This is a genomic window from Mycolicibacter sinensis, from assembly GCF_001673565.1.
GTDB classification, from domain to species: domain Bacteria; phylum Actinomycetota; class Actinomycetes; order Mycobacteriales; family Mycobacteriaceae; genus Mycobacterium; species Mycobacterium sinense_C.
The window spans coordinates 53,671-72,662 of record NZ_LZMF01000116.1; the positions used below are offsets into that span (position 1 = coordinate 53,671).

Below are 18,992 nucleotides of genomic sequence, written 5' to 3' on the forward strand. Positions count from 1 at the left end.
CACCTGCGCCACGCTACAGCGCGCCTCGGCGTGTAGCATTTTGCTATAATCCGTTACAGGATGCTACGGAGTCGGGAGGTGGGTCATGCCTGAGGTCGCCGATCGGGTCACCAGGTTTGCCGCGGATTTGGTGGACAGTGCCGCCGCCGAGGGTGCTCGGCAAAGCAGGTCAGCCAAACAGCAACTCGACCACTGGGCAAGGGTCGGCCGAGCGGTGTCGGCGCAGCAGACCGCGGCGCGGCGGCGGGTCGAGTCGGCCCTGGCCGGCCAGCTGGACACCGGTGCCTTGAATCGGGAAGAAGGCGTGGTGTTCAACGCCGAGATCTCCGCAGCGATCGAGGAGAACCTGGCCCACACCAACTATGGCGACATCCTTGCCGACCGCGGCATCACCACGGTTGCCCTCGATGACGACGGCCGCATCGTCGAGTACCGGCCCGACGGCACCTCGGTGATCGTGGAGACGTCCCACTGAGGCGCCTTGACCTCATCGTCGGCCCGAACGGGGCGGGGAAGTCGACCTTCGTTGCGCTTACGCTGGCGCCACTGCTGCCGGGGGCACCGTTTGTCAACGCCGACGAGATCGCCAAGAGTCGCTGGCCCGATGAGGTCGCCGCGCGCGCGTACGACGCCGCGCGGGTGGCCGCACAGACCCGGATGGCGCTCATCGAACAAGGACGTTCGTTCATCGCCGAGACGGTGTTCTCGCACGAGTCGAAGCTCGACCTGATCGCTACGGCCCTTGCCCATGACTACACGGTGGTGCTGCATGCGGTCATGATCCCCGAGGCGCTGGCCGTGCAACGGGTGCGGTATCGGGTGGCCGCCGGCGGGCATGCGGTTCCCGAGGAGAAGATCCGAGACCGCTACCACCGACTGTGGCCGTTGGTTGCCGAGGCGATCGGAATAGCCGACGTCGCAACGGTTTACGACAATTCGCGTGCTGTCGGTCCGCGGGTGGTGGCGCAGTTCGCGGGCGGTGCCGAAATCGGGGAGCTGGCTTGGCCGGCCTGGGCGCCCGAGGCGCTTGTCAACCGCTGGCGGCGCCGCACCTAGTGGTGCGTCTTCACCACCAGCTTGCCAACGTTCTTGCCGTCGAACAGCATGTTGATGGCGGTCGGCAGCTGCTCGAAGCCCTCGACGACGGTCTCGAGCGGCGTGAGCCTTCCCGCGGAGATCAGCTCGGTGATCTCGCTGTTCGCCTCCTGCGCGCGATGGAAGTGATCGAGCACGATGAAGCCCTGCAGGGTCGCGCGCTGGATGAGCAGGTTTCCGAACGCGCGCGGTCCTGGTGGCGGGTTGGTCGCGTTGTAGCCCGAGATCAGCCCGCAGAGCGCGATCCGGGCACCGACGTTGACGCGGGCGAAGACCGCATCCATGATGTCGCCGCCGACGTTTTCGAAATCGACGTCGATGCCGTCGGGGGTCGCGGCGGCGAGCTGGGCCGCCCAGTCGTCGGTCCGGTAATCCACGGCGGCGTCGAAGCCGAGCTGGTCGGTCAACAGCGCGCACTTCTCCGGGCCGCCGGCGATCCCGACGACGCGCGCGCCATCGGCCTTGGCGAGCTGACCCGCAACCGAACCGACCGCGCCGGCTGCGGCCGAGACAACGACGGTCTCGCCGGGCTTGGGTTTGCCGATGTCGCGGATCCCGATCCACGCGGTGAGTCCGGTCATGCCCAGGGCGCCCAAATACGCGCTCGGCGAGACCCCTTCGGCCACGTCGACCGGGAACAACGGCATCGCGTCCGAGACGACGGCGTACTCCTGCCAGCCGGTCAGGCCCTGCACGATTTGGCCGACCGGATAGTTCGGATTATTCGACGCGACGACCTCACCGAGTCCGCCCGCGCGCATGACCTCTCCGATCCCGACCGGCGGCAGGTACGACGGAGTGTCGTTGATCCACATGCGGTTGGTCGGGTCCAGCGAGATCCAGTCGACGCGCACCAGCGCCTCGCCATCCCCGATGGACGGCACCGCCTGCTCGCTGAGTTCGAAGGTGTTCGGGCCGATACGGCCGGTCGGGCGTTCGCGGAGCAGGAAGCGGCGGTTTCGATCGGCCATGAGCGCACGCTACCGGATGGGGGTCGAACGTAATGCGGAGTTCACCTGGCAGACTGTCGGCATGGCACAGATAACCTTGCGCGGAAACCCAGTGACGACGGCCGGCGAACTGCCCGCGGTGGGGGATGCGGCGCCCGCGTTCTCTCTGACCGGCACCGACCTCGGTGCGGTCGAGAGTGCTCAGTTCGGCGGCAAGCCTTTGCTGTTGAACATTTTTCCGTCCATCGACACCCCGGTGTGCGCCACCAGTGTGCGGACGTTCAACGAACGCGCGGCCGCCAGCGGCCTGACCGTGGTGTGCGTGTCCAACGATCTGCCGTTCGCGCAGAAGCGCTTCTGCGGTGCCGAGGGCATCGAGAACGTGACCACGGCGTCGGCCTTCCGGTCCAGCTTCGGCGGGGACTACGGGGTGACCATCACGGATGGCCCGATGGCCGGGCTGCTCGCGCGTGCCGTGGTGGTCATCGATGCGGGCGGCAAGGTCGCCTACACCGAGCTGGTACCGGAGATCGCCAGTGAGCCGAACTACGACGCGGCCGTGGCAGCGCTGAGCTGATCGGCTCCCACGCGGCCGTCCGGTGATTCCTGATCTCTGGCGGTGACAGTCCGAAAGCCGTCGCGACACCTCTTCGCCGGTGCGTATGCGGTCGCCCTGGTGGTGGCCGTGCCGCGGGTCATACCCGGCGTTCTTAGCCGGTAACCGGCCTGGGTTTGAGGTAGCTGACCAGGCTGACGTCGAGCATCTCGTCGGCGAAGTAGTGCTGGCAGCCGCGCAGGTACTTCATGTAGCGCTCGTAGACCTCTTCGGACTGGAGCGCGATGGCGACATCCTTGCGGGCTTCCAGCGCGTCACCCCAGATTTGCAGGGTCTTGATGTAATGCGGGCGCAAGGAAAGAGCTTCCGGAACATGGAATCCGGCTCTTTCGCCGTGTTCGACCATCATGTCGGTGGTGGGCAGCCGGCCGCCCGGGAAGATCTCGGTGACCATGAATTTGATGAACCGCGCGGTTTCGAAGGTGAGCTTCTTGCCGCGGGCGTTCAGGTCGTAGGGGTGGAAGCTGACGCTGCTCTGAATCGACATCCGGCCGTCGTCGGGCAGGATGTCGAAACACCGGGCGAAGAACTCGTTATACCGCTCGTGCCCGAAGTGTTCGAATGCCTCGATGGACACGATCCGGTCGACCGGAAGACTGAATTCTTCCCAGCCGTGCAACAAGACCTCGCGGTTGCGATCGGAATCCACGGAGTCGATCAGTTGCTGCGCGTAGGCGCGCTGGTTTTTCGACAGGGTCAGGCCGATGACATTGACGTCGTATTTCTCGAGAGCGCGTTTCATGGTGGCCCCCCAGCCGCAGCCGATGTCGAGCAGCGTCATGCCGGGAAGCAGGTTCAGCTTGTCGAGATTGAGGTCGATTTTGGCTATCTGGGCATCTTCCAGCGACAGACCCGGTTCTGCGAAGTAGGCGCAACTGTAGGTGCGGGTCGGGTCTTGGAACAAGCCGAAGAAGTCGTCGGATAAGTCGTAGTGCGCCTGGATGTCTTCGAAATGCGGTCGCATCCCGTCGGAGACGTTGGGTGCCTCGGTCACGGCGAGCCTCGTTTCTCCAGCGTGAACTGGTTGACGTCGATGTAGCCCTTTCGGAACCCGTCGGCACAGCCGGTCAGGTAATGCATGTAGCGGTCGTAGACCTCTTGGGACTGGATCGCGATGGCCTCTTGGCGGTGGGCTTCCAATGCGCTCGCCCAGCAGTCGAGTGTTCGTATGTAGTGCGGTTGCAGGGACTGGCGGCGGGTCAGCGTGAATCCCGCGCCCGCGGAGTGGTCGTGCACCATTTCGATAGTGGGCAACCGCCCGCCGGGGAAGATCTCGGTGACGATGAACTTGACGAAGCGGGCCACCGCGAACGTCAACGGCAGACCGCGCTCCGCCATCTGGGGAAACGTCAAGCCGGAGATGGTGTGTAGCAGCATCACGCCGGACGGGGGCAGGACGTGATAGGCCATGGCGAAGAAGTCGTCGTAGCGCTCGTGGCCGAAATGCTCGAAGGCGCCGATGGATACGATCCGGTCGACGGGCTCGTCGAAGCACTCCCAGCCCTCCATCAGCACCTGCCTGCGGCGGGAGGTGTCCATCGCGTCGAAGGTCGCCTGGGCGTGGACCGCCTGGTTCTTGCTCAGGGTAAGGCCGATGACATTGACGTCGTATTTCTCGATGGCTCGGCGCATCGTGGCGCCCCAGCCGCAACCGATGTCAAGCAGCGTCATCCCCGGCTGCAATCCCAACTTGCCCAGGGACAGATCGATTTTCGCGAGCTGAGCCTGCTCCAGGGTCATGTCGTCGCGTTCGAAGTAGGCGCAGCTGTAGGTCTGGGACGGATCGAGAAACAGCCGGAAGAACTCGTCGGACAGGTCGTAATGGGCCTGTACGTCATCGAAATGAGGTTGGAGATCTTTGGGCATATGTTCCGCTGCTTCCTAATAGGCGCCGAAGGCCAGCGCCACGTTGTGGCCGCCGAAGCCGAACGAGTTGCTGATGGCGTAGCGGTAGTCGCCCGGCCGCGGATCCCCGGCGACGACATCCAGGTCGATCTCCGGGTCGAGGTTGTGCAGATTCAGCGTCGGCGGCACGACCCGATCTCGCAGCGCCAACACGGTCAGGATCGCCTCCACCGCACCGACCGCACCGACCGAATGGCCGAGCGCCGCTTTCGGTGCGTACACCGCCGGTTGATGGGCGCCCAACGCATTGCGGATGGCGTGGGCTTCGGCGACGTCGCCGATCTTGGTTCCGGTGGCGTGCGCATTGACGTGGTCGATGTCGCCGGGAGCCAGCCCGGCGAGCTCGATCGCACGGGTCATCGCGTAGCCGGCCCGTTCACCGTTGGGGTCGGGCGCCACGATGTGGTAGCCGTCGGAGGTGAGGCCGGCGCCCATCAGGCGGGCGAGGATGGGCGCACCGCGGGCTTTGGCGTGCTCCTCGGTCTCGATGACCATCAGCGCGCCGGCCTCACCGAAGACGAACCCGTTGCGGTCCTTGTCGAAGGGGCGACACGCGCCTTCCGGGTCGTCGTTGCTGGTCGACAACACGACGCGCATGGCGGCGAAGCCGGCGATCGGAACCGCCTCGATCTTGTTCTCCACCCCGCCGCAGATCGCGATGTCGGCTTCGTCGTAGACGATGTCGCGCCATGCCTGCGCAATGGCTTCGGCCCCGGATGCGCACGCCGACACCGGGGTGATGACGCCGGCCTTGGCGCCGCGCTCGAGTCCGACAGCGGCCGCGGATGCGTTGGGCATGTACATCTGCACTCCGAGCGGCGACACCCCCTTCATCCCGCGTTCGACCATGCCCTGATAGCCCCAGACCAGCTGCTCGGGTGAGCCCAGGCCGGTGCCGATGGACACCATCAGCCGCCGGGTGTCGACTTCAGGCGATCCGGTGCTCTCCCAGACCCGCCGGCCGATAATCGTCGCCATACTGCCGAGGTACGACAGTCGGCGCTGCTCGATGCGGGTCAACCCGTGGTCGAAGTCTTCACGCAGATGACCGCCGATGCGTACCGGCATGTCGTACTCCTCGACCCATTTGTCATCGAGCCTGCGGATTCCGCTCTGCCCGTCCAGCAACTTCTTCCAGGTGTCGTCCGCATTGGCGGCCAGCGCCGTCGTCATCGCGACTCCGGTGACGACCACGTCGGGAAAGCCGTGTCCCGTCGAGAACTTCGCCATCTCCTCGCCTCGTTTCCCGGACCGCTACTTGGCGAGGGTGAATTGGCCGACGTTGCTGATGCCCTTGCGGAACAGGCCCGCGCAGCCGGTCAGATATCGCATATAGCGCTCGTAGACCTCTTCGGACTGGATGGCGATGGCGCGGTCGCGGTTGGCCCGAAGGTTTTCCGCCCACGTGTCCAAGGTGCGCACGTAGTGCTCCGGGAAGACCTCGACCTCCTCAATGGTGAATCCGGCGCCCTGGGAGTAGTCGTAGATGTCGTCACGGCCGGCCATCTGTCCGCCGGGGAAGATCTCCTTGCCCAGAAACCTGACGAACTTCAGGTCGTTGATGGTGATCGGGATGCCGTGCTCGCGCCAGTAGGTCTGCGGGTAGGTGAAGATGCTGTGCAACAACATTCGGCCGTCGTCGGGCATCAGTTCGTAGGCACGATCGAAAAACGCCGCGTACCGCGTCTTCTTGAACGCGTCGAACGCCTCCACGCTGAAGATACGATCGACCTTCTCGTCGAACTCCTCCCAGCCCTGCAGGCGCGCCTCGGCGTGACGGCGGGTGTCGACCGCCGCCAGGGAAGCCGCGCTGTAGGCACAATGGTTGCGGCTCAGCGTGATACCGATGACGTTCACATCGAACTGAGTCACCGCCCGCACCAGACCCGCGCCCCAGCCGCAGCCGACATCGAGCACCGTCATGCCCGGCTCCAGGTGCAGTTTGCGCAGCGCGAGATCGTATTTGGCGTTCTGCGCTTCCTGCAGGCTCATGTCGTCACGTTCGAAGTACGCACAGGTGTAGGCCATGCTCGGGTCGAGGAACAACGAGAAGAACTCATCCGAGATGTCATAGGCCGCTTGCGACTCTTCGTAGTACGGTCTCAGCTGCGTTGTCATGACATGCCACCTTTGTCCTCTCGTTACACCGCCGGCTTTTCCATCGTGAATTGGCAGACGTCGGTATAGCCGTCGCGGAACAGTTCGCGGCAGCCGGTCAGGTACTTCAGGAACGTCTCGTACATCTCTTCGCCCTTGAGCTCGATCGCCTCGGCCTTGTGCGCCTCCAGAGCTTTGGCCCAGGTGTCAAGCGTGCGCACATAGTTCGAACCGATCCGGTGATGGCGGGTGATCTCGAAACCGCACCGGGTCGCGTGTTCGTCGACGATCGTTACCAGCGGCAGCCGGCCGCCGGGGTAGATCTCCTTGCGGATGAAGTTGATGAACCGCAGCAGCGACATCGTGCGCTTGAGCCCCATTTGCTGGGACTCCTCGAGGGAGGGCACCACGATCGAGTGCAGCAGCATCACCCCGTCGTCGGGCAGCACGTGATAGCACATTTTGAAGAAGTCGTCGTAGCGCTCGTAGGTGCCCACGCCGTCGGCGAAGTGCTCGAAGGCGCCCAATGAGACGATGCGGTCCACCGGTTCGTCGAACTGCTCCCAGCCCTGCAACCGCACCTGTTTGGTTCGCGGGCTGTCCATCTCGGCGAACTTGCGCTCGCAATGGGCCACTTGGTTTTCGCTCAACGTCAGGCCGATGACGTTGACGTCGTACTTTTCCACCGCGCGCCGCATGGTCGAACCCCAACCGGAGCCGATGTCGAGCAGCGTCATCCCGGGTTTCAGTCCCAGTTTGCCCAGCGCCAGATCCACTTTCGCCATCTGCGCCTCTTCGAGGGTCATGTCGTCGCGCTCGAAATACGCGCAGCTGTAGGTCATCGTCGGGTCCAACCACAGCCGGAAGAATTCGTTGGACCGGTCATAGTGCGACTGGATGTGCGCGATGTCCGGCTTGAGTTCGGTGTCAGTCATGAGATTCTCCCGATTGGTAGTTCGCCGTAGCTTCTTTAGCCGGCCTCCGAGTGTGTGGGCCACCGGGAATCCGCCGCGGATGACCGCTGTACAAGAGCCGACGAGGCCAGCTCGGCGGAATCGCCGACAACCGAGCTGCGGTGCGGCGCGGGCCGAGTCGATGACGCGGAGGTGCACCCGATCATCCCGCTGCTGTGTTGATCTCCCGAACGCACTCGCCGTCCCCCAAACGCGTCAACTGCCGCGCTGTTTTCCCCGGTGAATGCCCGCTCAAACGCTGTTGCGAGGGTTTTCTTTCCGGCTCAGGGCCGGCCGCCGTGCGACGCGACCGAAACGCCGATGAGCTGGGGTTTCACACGTGACCTTGGAATGCCCGAAGTATCTGCACCGGGGCAGCCGGACCGGCCATGCTGACCGCGGTTGACGCCCGGCGCCCCGTAAGCCAGCGCAGCAGGTTCGCCGGGGTGCCACGGACGACGACTTCGGGAGCCGTGCTGGGGCCGACAGAGGTGCGAAGGCGGTCGTCGGCGGTGCCGACGGTGCCGCTCGTTCGGCCACGACGTCGCCGGTGATCGTCATGACCAACTGTCTCCAGCCCGGTTGCTCACGGGGTGGCCGAAAGCGCCGCAATGCTGCGGCAGATTCAGGCGCTGAGGATCTTGATCGCGAAGACGAGGGTGTCGCCCGGCCGGATTCCCGCGCGGGGCTGGCCGTCGGGGTAGCCGTCCGCCGACGTCATGGCGACCGCGACCGTGGACCCCACGTGTTGTCCCGCGATCGCTTTCTGGAATCCCGGCACGACTCCGTTGAGCGGGAAGTCGACTGGGGCGCCACGCTGATAGCTGCTGTCGAATACGGTGCCGTCGCGTCCGTTGACACCCATGTAGCAGACGCTCACCGTGGCCGTTGCCGGAACCACCGGGCCATCGCCGGCCCGCAACGTGTGCACCTGGGTCTGGGCGACGCTGAACGGTGCCGACACCTCCACCCGCGGCGCGGCCGTCTCGGTCGATCCGGTGACCGCGACGCTGCCGGTGGCCCCGTTCAGCGTCCACTCCGGTGTGCCGCCGGTCGCCGGCGCGGCGGTGGGGCAGGAGGCGGCCGCCGTTGCCGTGCCGGCTCCGGCCAGGGGGACGACGATGGCTGCGACACAGGCGACGAGCCCGACCAGGGAATGCATCCGAGTGGAATTCACCTGCGTCACGCTACAGGCCTCAACCGTCGAACAGCATGCGGGCGATCCGCTCGGCCGTCTTCATGGGATCGCCGGCTTTCACCGCTGGGCTGACTGCGCCGTTGAGCCACAACGTCGAAAAGCCGTGCACCAGTGACCATGCCGCCAACTCGGCGCCGGCCGGGTCGTCGCGAGCGTGTGGGTCCGTCAAAGTGGCTACCCCTCGGGACAATTCGGCCGCGGCTGCGGCTTCGGCCGCGATCAGCTCGGGATCAGAGGTGTCCAGCAGCGACTTGTCGAACATCACCTCGTAGTGGCCCGAATGCTCGAGGGCGAACCGCACGTAGGCCAGGGCGGCCTCGGCGAAGCGGGGCCGGGCCGCGGTCAGCGCGGCGCACAGCAGCTCAAACCCCTCGGTGGCCAGGGCGGTGAACAGTCCGCGCCGGTCGGTGAAGTGATGCGCGGGCGCCGCATGGGACACGCCGGCCGCTCGCGCCAGCTCCCGCAGTGACACCCGGTCGGCGCCGTGGTCGGCCACCATGCGCGCGGCCTCGGCCAGGATCGCGGCGCGAAGATCGCCGTGGTGATACGTCGGGCGGGCCATGTCCGCCAGCATACCGCGGCAATCTTGACAGTGTCTGGATTAGGGGGCTACCGTCGCCGTTATCAACTTGTCACCGTCTAGATTAGGGGGAGTGCTGATGGCTCCATTGATCACGCTGGTGGCGGGCAGCATCATCGCCCGGGTTATCGGCTGGGCCGGTGCCGACTACGTGAATAGTTGGGCCGGCGCGATCGCCGTCGGCCTGGCGGCGATGTTCTTGGTGACCGGGGTGGCGCACTTCGCGCCGCCGCTGCGGGCCGATCTGATCGCGATCGTTCCACCGGCGCTGCCCGCGCCGGGACTGCTGGTCAGCATCACCGGGCTGCTCGAACTCGTCGGCGCGGCGGCCCTGCTGATCCCGGGAACCCGAACCGTCGCCGCCGTCTGCCTGCTGCTGTTGATGCTGGCGATGTTCCCCGCCAACGTTTATGCCGCCCGGATGCCCGATCCGCCCAGGTCGATGACGACGCGCCTGCCGCTGCGCGCCGCCGAGGAGATCGTGTACCTGGCCGCCGCCGTGCTGGTCGCCATCGGCAGCTGATTCCGACGCGCCCGGCTTGCGGCCACCCAGCGCAAGGGAACCAAGCGCGTAGGCTTTGGCCGTGCGAGTCGACGTCATGACCCTTCCGCAGCACCTGGGAAAGGTCGGCGAATTGGCTCGGCACACCCAGGATGCGGGTTTCTCTGGTCTGCTGTTCACCGAAGCCGGTCGTACCGCGTATCTCAACGCCGCCATGGCATCTCAGGCCGCTCCCGATCTGGAGCTTTCGACCGGCGTCGCGGTTGCCTTTCCGCGTAGCCCGTTCGTCACGGCCGCGACGGCATGGGAGCTGCAGGAGGCGACGGCCGGGAAATTCCGGCTCGGTCTCGGCACGCAGGTCCGTACCCATGTCGTGCGGCGCTACGGTGCGGCGTTCGACCATCCCGGTCCGCGCCTGCGCGACTACGTGCTCGCCGTGAAGGCATGCTTTGCCGCGTTCCGCACGGGGACACTGGAGCATCACGGACCCTTCTATGACCTCGACTTCATCACTCCGCAATGGAGCCCCGGGGTGATCGAGGCGCCCGACCCGAAAGTCGATGTTGCGGCGGTGAATCCGTGGATGCTGCGCATGGCAGGCGAAGTGGCTGACGGGGTGCACGTGCATCCGCTCGGCGAGCCCGGCTATCTGGCCCGCCACGTCGTGCCGAAGGTCGCCGAAGGGGCGGCTAAGGCGGGCCGCTCACCGTCGGACATCGCCGTCATTGTGCCCGCGATGACGATCGTCGGCGACAGCGACGAAGAGCGTCACAAGGAACGCGAACTGGTGCGCGCCAGCATGAGTTTTTACGGAAGCACGCCGAACTATGCCTTCATCTGGGATGAGGCCGGATTCGAGGGCACCACCGCCCGGATCCGGGAGAAGCAGAAGGCCGGTGATTTCGCGGGGATGGCGGCGCAGATCACCGACGAACACCTGGCCGTGTTTGCCACCGAGTCGACGTGGGATGCGTTGGCCGACAGCTTGATCGACAAGTACGGGGGAGTGGCGACTCGGCTGGTCTTGTACAACGCCCTCGGTGACCGCGAGCGCTTCGAGCGCTATGGCGAGGTCGCGCGCGGCATTTCCAGCCGGTAGTCCTACGGCGTCGTCTCCCAGGGCTGCTCGTTGCGCCGCCGCCGCTCTCGCTCGCGCGCTTGATCCTGGACCCAGAAATCCTCGAAGCGTTCGCCCGGGTGCACGTTCGGCATCCGGTTCATCAGGTTGCTGAGCCAGCGCGGCGGGCGATCCGGCTGCCATTGGGGGACCACGGCGCTGAGTGCGGCCAGCGACTTGAGCACGACGAACACCCCGAACAGCGTGCTGGGAGCATCCGTGGCGGCGATCCCGGCGAATCCGAGCAATAACGTGAGATGCACGACCATGACTCGGCCCAGTCCGACGTCGGCGGTGCGCTCGACATCTCGGAAGGACCATCGGCGTAAATCGACCAGATCGAGCAGGAAATTCAGCGTCAGGAACAGCAGTACGCTTAGGCAGCCCCACCCGGCAGCGCGCCAGTCGAGATCGATCAGCTCAAGTGCAGGCGCCCGGTTGTGAGCCAGCAGAGCGAGAATGGCCCCGAGGAAGATCCCGTGAGCAGCGCAGAAGGCCAGGCTCACAAGGGCGAAGCCGGCCAGGAACGATTGGTTCGCCGGGCCGCCGGATTGCGGTGCGCGATAGTGGAAGTGGCCGTATCTCGGGTTCCAGCGCCGGTGCACGGCGACGCGAGCCATCACCAGCAGGCACATGGCGACGTTCTCGAACCAGTACACCACCAGGGTCGTCGCGCCGGACCACCGCTGGGTGAACCAGCCCAGTGCCGGGATCGCGATCACCCCGAGCGAAGCGACCAGCTGAAACCGCGAGATCCTGGTGGCACGCGGAGAATCCGGTGCGCTCATGATCCGGGCATCCGGTTGTGGCGGTACATCGGATAATCATGAGCTTCTTCGAGCCATCGAAGGGCCAGTTCGCCGACGCGGCGTCAGCGTGTCACGCCGTGCAGGTCCTTGGCGGTCGGAGACGTCGGTACCGTCGACTGATTCGGGTAGGTACCGAGTAGTCGATCGGCGGTTCCGGTGCTGGTGACGGTGAACCAGTAGTTCTCGTTCTTGAAGTGGTGTCGCCGGTGGTTGCGCCAAATGGCCCGGTAGACATTGGATTTCGGCTTGTAGTCGGTGTGGATGAGGTAATGCGTCCACTCGTAGACCAATCCGAGGCCGGCCAAGAAGACCACGGCCGTCAGCCCGAGACCGAGTCGGCTGAAGACCAGCAACGGCACAGCGACCGCGGACGGGATCAACCAGAACAAAGTCTGCCGCGGGATGAAGATGAGCTCGATTCGTCGCGGTTCACGGTGATGCTCACGGTGTTTGCGGGCGAGCAACGGGTCCAGGGTAAGACGGCCGGCCGAGCGTGGTCGCCAATGCAGGATGGCGACGTGGATGACCCACTCGAAAACCGGAAAAGCGACGAGCATAAACGCTGGGAGCATGACGTCGGTGAGCTGCCAGTCGCCGACGACGATCCGGGCGGTCAGTGCCCCAAGCAGCGTGAGGGCGAGGCACCAGGGGGAGGGGTGGCGCCAAAACTCCGGGCCCGCATCGGACAGGGTGACACCGCCACGGGTCGGTGTCGTCATCGCTGCTCGTCCAAACCGGACAGGGCGCTGAGCAGGCCGCGGGTGGCCGGTTCCAGGAGCTCGGTCGCGGCGCGTCCGGCGCCCGCCGAGTCGCCGGCGGCGATCGCCTGCGTCACCCGCCGGTACAGCTCGGGGCGACTGACCTCGGCGGCCATCACGGTGGTAAGAGCTTCGAGGGCAGGTTCGTAGGTTGCGCGCAGCGTGTTGAACATCAGCCGGAAGACGATGGAGTCAGCGGCGTCGACGACGTGGTCCCAGAACGTCAGTGCCGCACGCTGCCGCTGCACCGGATCCTCTTCGGCGGCCAGCGCATCCACGGCGCCGTCGAGCACCGCGGCTGCCTGCGGGCCGCTGCGTTCGGCAGCCAGTTCGGCGACCTTGGGCCCATTGTGCAGCCGGGCCTCCAAAATGCTGCGCACCACCGCCAGGTCCAGCTCGTCGCCCCGGAGCACGAGGCGGGGCAGCAGGTCCAGGCCGGCGTGACGGCGATAGTCGCGCACCGTCGTGGCGTCACCGTGCCGGACTTCGATCAGGCCGGCTGCGTTCAGACGCGTGAGTGCTTCTCGCACCGCCGGCCGGGATACGCCGAGCACTTCGGCGAGCTTGCGCTCGTTGGGCAGCAGCTCGCCGGGTGCCATCTCGCCGCTGAGTACGTCGGACATGATCTGCTCGAAGACGTGTTCGGGTATCGATCGGCGCGTGACCTGTCGCAGAGCCATACGCCCACGATGCCGGATGACTGGACAGAGGTCAAGTGGTCAGACCAGTAGGATTTTCTCCTGCTCAGAGCCGACGCAGAAGGGTTGCGGCGCCCGAACCGGTGAGCTCTTCGGCGGCTTGGCGGCGGCCCGTCATCGCCAGCAGGAGTGCTTCGCCGGTGCCGGCAACGTCAGGGCCGTCGCCGTGTTCCCAGGCGATGTCGTCGGCGCGCAGCCGCAGACCCTTGATTCGCCGGCCTGCGCCAAGCCTGGGGTTGCTCGGGACCAGCGGCAGGATCCGTAGCAGTCGATGTGGCGGCACGATGCGTGGCCGGTTGAGGGCGCGGCGGATGTCTTGGTGATGAATGGTGGCGTCGACGAGGCCGATCATGCCGCCGAAACCCGCTGTCAGTCCGTGCGGTCGCAGGTGGCGGTTGAGGAAATCGAGCAGTTCGTGTGGTGACAACGAGGAGTACTCGGCCACACCCACCTCGTTTGCGCGTACCACCCGTCCTTTGGCGAAGCGTTTGATCAGCCCACCCACGGTGAGTTCCTCATAGCTGATGATATGTGCGACAACGTCTTTGACCGTCCACCCGGCACAGAGCGACTCGGTGTGCCAATCCTGATCCGACAGCGTGGACAGGAATGCGGCCAGGTCGGATCGCTCCTCGTAGGCCAGGTCCATCAGCGACGCGTCCGGGGCGCTCATCGCGTCACCTCCCGCGTGACGATGTCGAGGTAGCGCTCCAGATACCGGGGCCATCCGGCGTCGCCGCCCACCCCGCTTGCGACGGAGGGCCAGCCGTCACCGTGCCGTTCGAGGTGGCGGTGCTCCAGCTCGACCCGAGTCCGGTCGGCGTCCTCGGCGACGAACCGAACTTCGACTTCACTGCACCGGCCCGGATCTGTTTCGAGCTGCCACGTCGGCCCGATATCCCAGGAGAAGACGATGCGGGTCGGCGGCTCGTAGGCCAGCACCCGCGACCACTCACAGCGGCTACCGTCGGTTGCGACGTCATAGATGTGGCCGCCGACGCGCGGCTCGAAGACGGTCTGGGCGATCGGGGCTCGGAGCAGATTGTGCTCGCGTGGCTTGATCGCGTCGAACCGCTCGACGAACAAAGCAAACGCTCGCTCGATCGGGGCGTTGACCACCACGTTCTTGCGGATGGGTTCTACCGCTGCCGGTTTCACTTCGCCTGCTCCTCCTGCTCGACGATGTTTTCGTAGGCCGCGAGGGCTTGATCCCAGAAGACGTCCAGCTCCGCGCGCAGGGCAGCGATCCCGGCTGGCTCGGCGTGGTAGAGCCTGCGGGTTCCCGCGGCACGGTCGCTCACCAGCCCGGCGCTGCGCAGGACTTTCAGGTGCTGGGAGACCGCCGGCCGGCTGACCGGCAGATCACGGGCCAGCTCGCCCACCGCCATCGGTCCCGCAGCGAGTCGTTTGAAAATGGCTCGCCGAGTTCCGTCCGCGAGGGCGCCCCACGGATCCACTGATGCGTAGGTGACCACAAACCGTAAGTCTACACTTACCAATAGCGGTGGTCTAGCGGTCGTGGCTCGCGCCGGCCGAGGCAGAAATTTCGTGACGGTTTCAGTTGAGCAAAGGTCCTGCAGCGTGCAGGCATGGCGAGGGGCGACATCGTCCGTCTGGTTCTAGGGTTCGCTGCTATGGCCGGACTGGGCAGTTACGTACTACGCGGGCGCAGAGCGGTTCGCGTCGCCCTGTCGGTCGTGATGGTGGTCATCCTGGGATTCGCGGCTACGCCCGTCGCCCATGCGGCCGCGGCGACGGCGACATTGTCGGTGACCTCGACATGGCAGACCGGGTTCATCGCCCGCTTCATCGTCACCAATCGCAGCGCGGTGCCGCTGACCGATTGGAAACTTGAATTCGACATGCCGGCGGGCCAATCCATCTCGCACGCGTGGAGTAGCACCGTTGCGCGATCAGGCACGCACTATGTTGTGTCCCCGGTGAATTGGAATCGCATCATTGCTCCGGGTGATTCGGTCAGAGGTGGTTTCCGAGGGGTGCTGACCGGGCCGTACTCGCCACCGCTGAATTGCATGCTCAATAGGCAGTATCTCTGTAGCTAGCGAAACCTGGAGTGGGCAATCGTGCTATGCGCTCAGGTGCAGCGACGTCGAATCAGGCGCCTCGCGAGGCATCCCAGCCGGCCGGGGTGACGGGCAGCGCGCGCTTGTGTCCGGTGCGCCGGTACCAGCCGAGGATCGTCGCCTCATCGGCAGGGTCGACGTCGCCGCCCTCGAGGAAGTCGTCGACGACGGCGTAGCGAACGCCGAGGGCCACCTCGTCGGGGATGAGCGGCTTGTCCTCCTCCAGGTCGGCGGTGGGCACCTTCTCGATGAGGCTCTCCGGGATGCCAAGGTGCCGGCCGATCTCGCGGACGCGGCGCTTCGGGAGGCCGTACAGCGGCGTGAGGTCGGCGGCGCCGTCGCCGTACTTGGTGAAGAATCCGACGACCGCCTCTGCCGCCTGGTCGGTGCCGACGACGAGCATGTTGCGGGCCCCGGCGACGGTGTACTGGGCGATCATCCGCTGACGCGCCTTGACGTTGCCCTTGACGAAGTCGTGCCGCTCGTGGGCGATCGAGATGCCGGCCGCCAGGCAGGCGTCCCACATGCCGTCGACCGCGTCCTTGATGTTGACCGTGTACACCTCGTCGGCCCCGATCGCCGCCACGGCTTGCTTGGCGTCCGCCTCGTCCTTCTGGACGCCGTACGGCAGCCGGATCGCCACGAACGTGGCATCGCCGCCCTCGGCCCGCACCCGCTCGCACGCCAGCTGGCATAGGCGCCCGGCCACCGTGGAGTCGACGCCGCCGGAGATGCCGAGCACCAAGCCCTGGGTGCCGGTGTGACGGATGTACTCCGCGAGGAACCGGATGCGGCGCTCGGTCTCACGGGCGGCGTCGAAGTCGGCGACGACCTCCAGATCCTCGATGATCCGCTGCTGCTGGGGGTCGCTGTCGGTCATAAAGCGAGGCTAGCAACCGCCCGCTTCTGATCGGTGTTGCTGACTGTTGCTGTGGGTGGACCGCCTCACACCTTTACTGGTAACTCGCCGTATTCGATCCCGCCAGGGGAGAGGCGCTGAGCCGACGTCGCCAATCATCCTGTGTTGGCCTCACGCTTTGTGAGGGTTCACGCGACGCTGCTGTAAATCGCCGCAACGAGCCCGCCCAGGGTCAGCACCCCGACCATCACCGAGGCACAGATCGCGCGGCGTCGCCGGCGTCGGTGGGCGCTGTCGATCGCCACCGCGATGCTGGCGAGGGTCAACGCCGCATAGACCGACAGTCCCACTGTCAGCATCACCGCTTCCCCGGTGCCGGCCAGTGTCGCTTCGTGCATGCGGTGAGCTTACGGGGGGTCTCGCCACCGGTCAGGTCGACAGGATCACCGCCCGGGCCTCGGAAGGCCAGTTAAAGTCTGATGCTTCGAGGGTTGGGAATGCCGCGCCGCAGCGGGATGTTGTCGCGACCGTTCGCATTCGCCAACCGATCAGTGCCGCGGAGGGATTATGACGTCACGGCAGTCATCACATGGGGGAGAGATCCTCGTCATCGGCGCCGGTGAACTCGGCGGCAACGTTATCGCCGCACTGACTCGTCGGGATGACGCACCGCCGTTGACGGTGCTGCTGCGGCCGTCGGACACACCCCGGCATGCCCGGCTACGCGACGAGTTCGCGGCCCGCGGCGTCGGAATCGTCGAGGCCGACGTTACGACGGTGTCGGCGGCTGAGCTGTCGACAGTGCTCAGGCGGTTCCACACGGTGGTGAGCTGCATCGGATTCGCGGCTGGGGCGGGAACCCAACGCAAGATCACCAAGGCGGCGTTGGCGGCGCGGGTTTCGCGATACTTCCCGTGGCAGTTCGGCGTCGACTACGACGCCATCGGACGCGGCAGTCCTCACGAGCTGTTCGACGAACAACTCGACGTGCGCGACATGCTGCGCGCCCAGAGCGCCACCGAATGGGTGATCGTGTCGACCGGGATGTTCACCAGCTTCCTCTTCGAACCCGACTTCGGCGTCGTCGACCTCACCACCAATACCGTTAACGCGCTGGGCAGTTGGGACACCGAAGTCACCGTCACCACTCCGGAGGACATCGGCGTACTCACCGCGGAGATCGTCCAGACCCGCCCGCGTATTGCGAACCAGGTCGTCTACGTCGCCGGCGACACGATCACCTACCGCGAACTCGCGGAGATCGTCGAACGGACCAGGGGCGGCCAGGTCGTCCGTAATGAATGGACCGTCGCGTCTCTACTGCACGACCTCGACCGAAACTCCGATGATGGCCTACAGAAGTACCGTGCGGTGTTCGGTCAGGGTAGGGGCGTGGCGTGGCCGAAGGCCGGTACGTTCAATGCCACCCGCGGAATCCCAACCACGACCACCGAGGAGTGGGCGCGCAAACACCTCAGCACGAGAAATTAGAGCTGGGAATATCGCCTCATGGCGCCTGGGGCAAGGGGAGAATTGCTGCATGTCGATGGCGCTGTGGATCATCGTTGTCCTCCTTGCCGTCGGGACGATCACCGGCGGGTTGCTACGGATGCGGGTGTGGTTGCAGAGGCCCGTACCGCCTGAGGTGATCGAGGCCGCGCGTCGCGCTGACGCCGAGGACGGGTACCGGCGATGACGTTGTGAATCCCTTCACCGACGGTCACGGCACTGAGCCGCTTGTGGATGCGTCGTCTTACAAACCGTCATACACTGGTGGAATGGCTGACACGATTACCTTCCGGCCAGACGAAGACACATCGAAGGCGTTGGAAATTTTGACCAGGGACGGCGCGGCTGTCTCGGCAGTCGTTCGATCTGCCCTTATCGATGCCGCGCGACGGAAGGCCCGCGCGGCGATCCGCGCCGAAGCGGAAAGTCTTGCTGAGGACGCGGCTGATCGTGCTGAGGCGGTACAGGTGCTGCGCGACATGGAGATGCTGCGTGCGTGGTGAGGTCTTTCAGCTGCGTGCCCCGCGGGGGAGTCGTGGCCATGAGCAGTCTGGCTCTCGCTACGCGGTAGTTGTCCAGTCGGATCAACTGCCGCTGTCCACATGGGTGGTTGCGCCGACCTCCACATCGGCTCGTCCTGCCAGCTTCCGTCCCGAGGTTGCCATCGGCGGCGCAAGCACCCGTGTGCTTGCCGAGCAGGCTGCAGCGGTCGATCCGGGCCGCCTCGGTAAGAGCGTCGGGTTCCTCGGTTTCGACGAGATGCGTCGCGTCGATGCAGCGCTGCGGATCGTGCTAGATCTCTGAGCGCTGCGCTGCCGCATCGGATGGAACCGTTGGGGCGAGGTGCAATACGGCGAATCTTACCGGAAACCCGCCGTATTCGATTCCGCCGTATTCCGTCAACCCGTCGGCGGCAACTCGGGCGGATGTGTGGCGAGTCCTGCGTCCGACAACCCGGCCGCAGTAGCTTCCCCAGCCTCCATCAGGAAGCCCACCGGTTCTATGCCCCCCGCCAGTTCGAACCGTCGCCTCCCGACCCCCTTTCACTTGTTGCTTCTGATCAAGGACGCCAAGGCGAGCGTGGCAGCGCTACAGGGCGAAGGGGAGGTCGAGCAATGTCATCCGTGACAGTGGTGCAAAATCCTTGGTGCGCAAGCAATACGGCGACCTCTACCGGAAACCCGCCATATTCGATTCCGTCGTATTCCTCTCCGCGTGGAGCAGTGCATCGGGCAGCCCGCGCAGAACAGCCTCACCCGGCA

General features: G+C 65.6%; 27 protein-coding genes. 10 read left to right on the top strand and 17 right to left on the bottom strand.

Annotated features, from left to right (window positions below; translation table 11 throughout):
- The first annotated feature begins 85 nt into the window (after positions 1-85).
- Positions 86-475 (top strand): TA system antitoxin ParD family protein, encoded by a 390-nt coding sequence (locus tag A5648_RS16440; RefSeq protein WP_065025568.1) that lies wholly within the window; start codon positions 86-88, stop codon positions 473-475.
- Positions 472-1,056: an AAA family ATPase gene (locus A5648_RS16445; RefSeq protein ID WP_065025569.1), complete on the top strand. Its 585-nt coding sequence runs from the start codon at positions 472-474 to the stop codon at positions 1,054-1,056. The genes A5648_RS16440 and A5648_RS16445 overlap by 4 nt, the downstream gene beginning before the upstream one ends.
- Here A5648_RS16445 and A5648_RS16450 read toward each other — a convergent pair.
- On the bottom strand, positions 1,053-2,066 hold the full coding sequence (locus tag A5648_RS16450) for an NADP-dependent oxidoreductase (protein WP_065025570.1): 1,014 nt from the start codon (positions 2,064-2,066) through the stop codon (positions 1,053-1,055). The two genes, A5648_RS16445 and A5648_RS16450, sit on opposite strands and share 4 nt — an antisense overlap.
- A 61-nt stretch (positions 2,067-2,127) precedes the next feature.
- Here A5648_RS16450 and tpx point away from each other — a divergent pair, with 61 nt between their 5' ends.
- Positions 2,128-2,622: a thiol peroxidase gene (gene tpx, locus A5648_RS16455; RefSeq protein WP_065025601.1), complete on the top strand. Its 495-nt coding sequence runs from the start codon at positions 2,128-2,130 to the stop codon at positions 2,620-2,622.
- Positions 2,623-2,755: 133 nt separating this feature from the next.
- Here tpx and A5648_RS16460 read toward each other — a convergent pair whose 3' ends face one another.
- The 8 genes from A5648_RS16460 to A5648_RS16490 all read right to left on the bottom strand — a co-directional run bounded on the left by A5648_RS16460 (position 2,756) and on the right by A5648_RS16490 (position 9,376).
- On the bottom strand, positions 2,756-3,625 hold the full coding sequence (locus tag A5648_RS16460; RefSeq protein ID WP_065025602.1) for a cyclopropane mycolic acid synthase family methyltransferase: 870 nt from the start codon (positions 3,623-3,625) through the stop codon (positions 2,756-2,758).
- A gap of 26 nt (positions 3,626-3,651) precedes the next feature.
- Positions 3,652-4,527, bottom strand: a complete 876-nt coding sequence (locus A5648_RS16465; RefSeq protein WP_065025571.1) for a cyclopropane mycolic acid synthase family methyltransferase — start codon at positions 4,525-4,527, stop codon at positions 3,652-3,654.
- Between the two features lie 15 nt (positions 4,528-4,542).
- Positions 4,543-5,796: a KasA/KasB family beta-ketoacyl-ACP synthase gene (locus A5648_RS16470; protein ID WP_065025572.1), complete on the bottom strand. Its 1,254-nt coding sequence runs from the start codon at positions 5,794-5,796 to the stop codon at positions 4,543-4,545.
- 24 nt (positions 5,797-5,820) lie between these two features.
- Positions 5,821-6,684, bottom strand: coding sequence for a cyclopropane mycolic acid synthase family methyltransferase (locus A5648_RS16475; RefSeq protein ID WP_065025573.1), 864 nt, complete (start codon positions 6,682-6,684; stop codon positions 5,821-5,823).
- Between the two features lie 23 nt (positions 6,685-6,707).
- The gene (locus A5648_RS16480; RefSeq protein ID WP_065025574.1) at positions 6,708-7,598 is read right to left on the bottom strand and encodes a cyclopropane mycolic acid synthase family methyltransferase; all 891 of its coding nucleotides are present in this window, start codon (positions 7,596-7,598) and stop codon (positions 6,708-6,710) included.
- A 352-nt stretch (positions 7,599-7,950) separates the two neighbouring features.
- The gene (locus A5648_RS25125; RefSeq protein WP_109470823.1) at positions 7,951-8,193 is read right to left on the bottom strand and encodes a hypothetical protein; all 243 of its coding nucleotides are present in this window, start codon (positions 8,191-8,193) and stop codon (positions 7,951-7,953) included.
- 48 nt (positions 8,194-8,241) lie between these two features.
- Positions 8,242-8,778 carry an FKBP-type peptidyl-prolyl cis-trans isomerase gene (locus A5648_RS16485; RefSeq protein ID WP_065025603.1) on the bottom strand — a complete coding sequence of 179 codons (537 nt, stop codon included), beginning with the start codon at positions 8,776-8,778 and terminating at the stop codon, positions 8,242-8,244.
- Positions 8,779-8,812: 34 nt separating this feature from the next.
- Positions 8,813-9,376: a TetR/AcrR family transcriptional regulator gene (locus A5648_RS16490; RefSeq protein ID WP_065025604.1), complete on the bottom strand. Its 564-nt coding sequence runs from the start codon at positions 9,374-9,376 to the stop codon at positions 8,813-8,815.
- A gap of 97 nt (positions 9,377-9,473) precedes the next feature.
- Between A5648_RS16490 and A5648_RS16495 the strand changes: the two genes are divergently transcribed.
- A complete protein-coding gene (locus A5648_RS16495; RefSeq protein WP_065025605.1) occupies positions 9,474-9,917 on the top strand; it encodes a DoxX family protein in 444 nt (147 codons plus the stop codon).
- Positions 9,918-9,978: 61 nt separating this feature from the next.
- Positions 9,979-10,995, top strand: coding sequence for a TIGR03617 family F420-dependent LLM class oxidoreductase (locus A5648_RS16500; protein WP_065025575.1), 1,017 nt, complete (start codon positions 9,979-9,981; stop codon positions 10,993-10,995).
- A 2-nt stretch (positions 10,996-10,997) separates the two neighbouring features.
- Here A5648_RS16500 and A5648_RS16505 read toward each other — a convergent pair whose 3' ends face one another.
- From A5648_RS16505 to A5648_RS16530, 6 genes are all read right to left on the bottom strand, one after another.
- On the bottom strand, positions 10,998-11,801 hold the full coding sequence (locus A5648_RS16505; RefSeq protein ID WP_065025576.1) for a DUF6498-containing protein: 804 nt from the start codon (positions 11,799-11,801) through the stop codon (positions 10,998-11,000).
- An 83-nt stretch (positions 11,802-11,884) separates the two neighbouring features.
- On the bottom strand, positions 11,885-12,541 hold the full coding sequence (locus tag A5648_RS16510) for a sterol desaturase family protein (RefSeq protein ID WP_065025577.1): 657 nt from the start codon (positions 12,539-12,541) through the stop codon (positions 11,885-11,887).
- Positions 12,538-13,260, bottom strand: a complete 723-nt coding sequence (locus A5648_RS16515; RefSeq protein ID WP_065025578.1) for a FadR/GntR family transcriptional regulator — start codon at positions 13,258-13,260, stop codon at positions 12,538-12,540. The genes A5648_RS16510 and A5648_RS16515 overlap by 4 nt, the downstream gene beginning before the upstream one ends.
- Before the next feature lie 64 nt (positions 13,261-13,324).
- A complete protein-coding gene (locus tag A5648_RS16520) occupies positions 13,325-13,951 on the bottom strand; it encodes a maleylpyruvate isomerase family mycothiol-dependent enzyme (protein WP_065025579.1) in 627 nt (208 codons plus the stop codon).
- Complete coding sequence (locus A5648_RS16525) at positions 13,948-14,436, bottom strand: SRPBCC family protein (RefSeq protein ID WP_065025580.1); 489 nt, start codon at positions 14,434-14,436, stop codon at positions 13,948-13,950. Before A5648_RS16525 ends, A5648_RS16520 begins: the two co-directional genes overlap by 4 nt.
- Positions 14,433-14,753: an ArsR/SmtB family transcription factor gene (locus A5648_RS16530; protein WP_064855516.1), complete on the bottom strand. Its 321-nt coding sequence runs from the start codon at positions 14,751-14,753 to the stop codon at positions 14,433-14,435. Before A5648_RS16530 ends, A5648_RS16525 begins: the two co-directional genes overlap by 4 nt.
- Positions 14,754-14,912: 159 nt before the next feature.
- Here A5648_RS16530 and A5648_RS22875 point away from each other — a divergent pair, with 159 nt between their 5' ends.
- Positions 14,913-15,341 carry a cellulose-binding domain-containing protein gene (locus tag A5648_RS22875; protein ID WP_082966544.1) on the top strand — a complete coding sequence of 143 codons (429 nt, stop codon included), beginning with the start codon at positions 14,913-14,915 and terminating at the stop codon, positions 15,339-15,341.
- Between the two features lie 52 nt (positions 15,342-15,393).
- On the opposite strand, the gene nadE is transcribed toward A5648_RS22875, so the two are convergent.
- Positions 15,394-16,242, bottom strand: coding sequence for an ammonia-dependent NAD(+) synthetase (nadE, locus tag A5648_RS16540; RefSeq protein ID WP_065025581.1), 849 nt, complete (start codon positions 16,240-16,242; stop codon positions 15,394-15,396).
- A gap of 167 nt (positions 16,243-16,409) precedes the next feature.
- Positions 16,410-16,619, bottom strand: coding sequence for a hypothetical protein (locus A5648_RS16545; RefSeq protein WP_065025582.1), 210 nt, complete (start codon positions 16,617-16,619; stop codon positions 16,410-16,412).
- 169 nt (positions 16,620-16,788) lie between these two features.
- Between A5648_RS16545 and A5648_RS16550 the strand changes: the two genes are divergently transcribed.
- From A5648_RS16550 to A5648_RS16560, 4 genes are all read left to right on the top strand, one after another.
- Positions 16,789-17,712, top strand: a complete 924-nt coding sequence (locus A5648_RS16550; RefSeq protein WP_065025583.1) for an aromatic alcohol reductase — start codon at positions 16,789-16,791, stop codon at positions 17,710-17,712.
- Positions 17,713-17,761: 49 nt separating this feature from the next.
- Complete coding sequence (locus A5648_RS23460; protein WP_109470820.1) at positions 17,762-17,917, top strand: hypothetical protein; 156 nt, start codon at positions 17,762-17,764, stop codon at positions 17,915-17,917.
- 82 nt (positions 17,918-17,999) lie between these two features.
- The gene (locus A5648_RS16555) at positions 18,000-18,233 is read left to right on the top strand and encodes a hypothetical protein (protein ID WP_065025584.1); all 234 of its coding nucleotides are present in this window, start codon (positions 18,000-18,002) and stop codon (positions 18,231-18,233) included.
- Positions 18,223-18,534 carry a type II toxin-antitoxin system PemK/MazF family toxin gene (locus A5648_RS16560; protein ID WP_065025585.1) on the top strand — a complete coding sequence of 104 codons (312 nt, stop codon included), beginning with the start codon at positions 18,223-18,225 and terminating at the stop codon, positions 18,532-18,534. Before A5648_RS16555 ends, A5648_RS16560 begins: the two co-directional genes overlap by 11 nt.
- Positions 18,535-18,992: the final 458 nt, after the last annotated feature.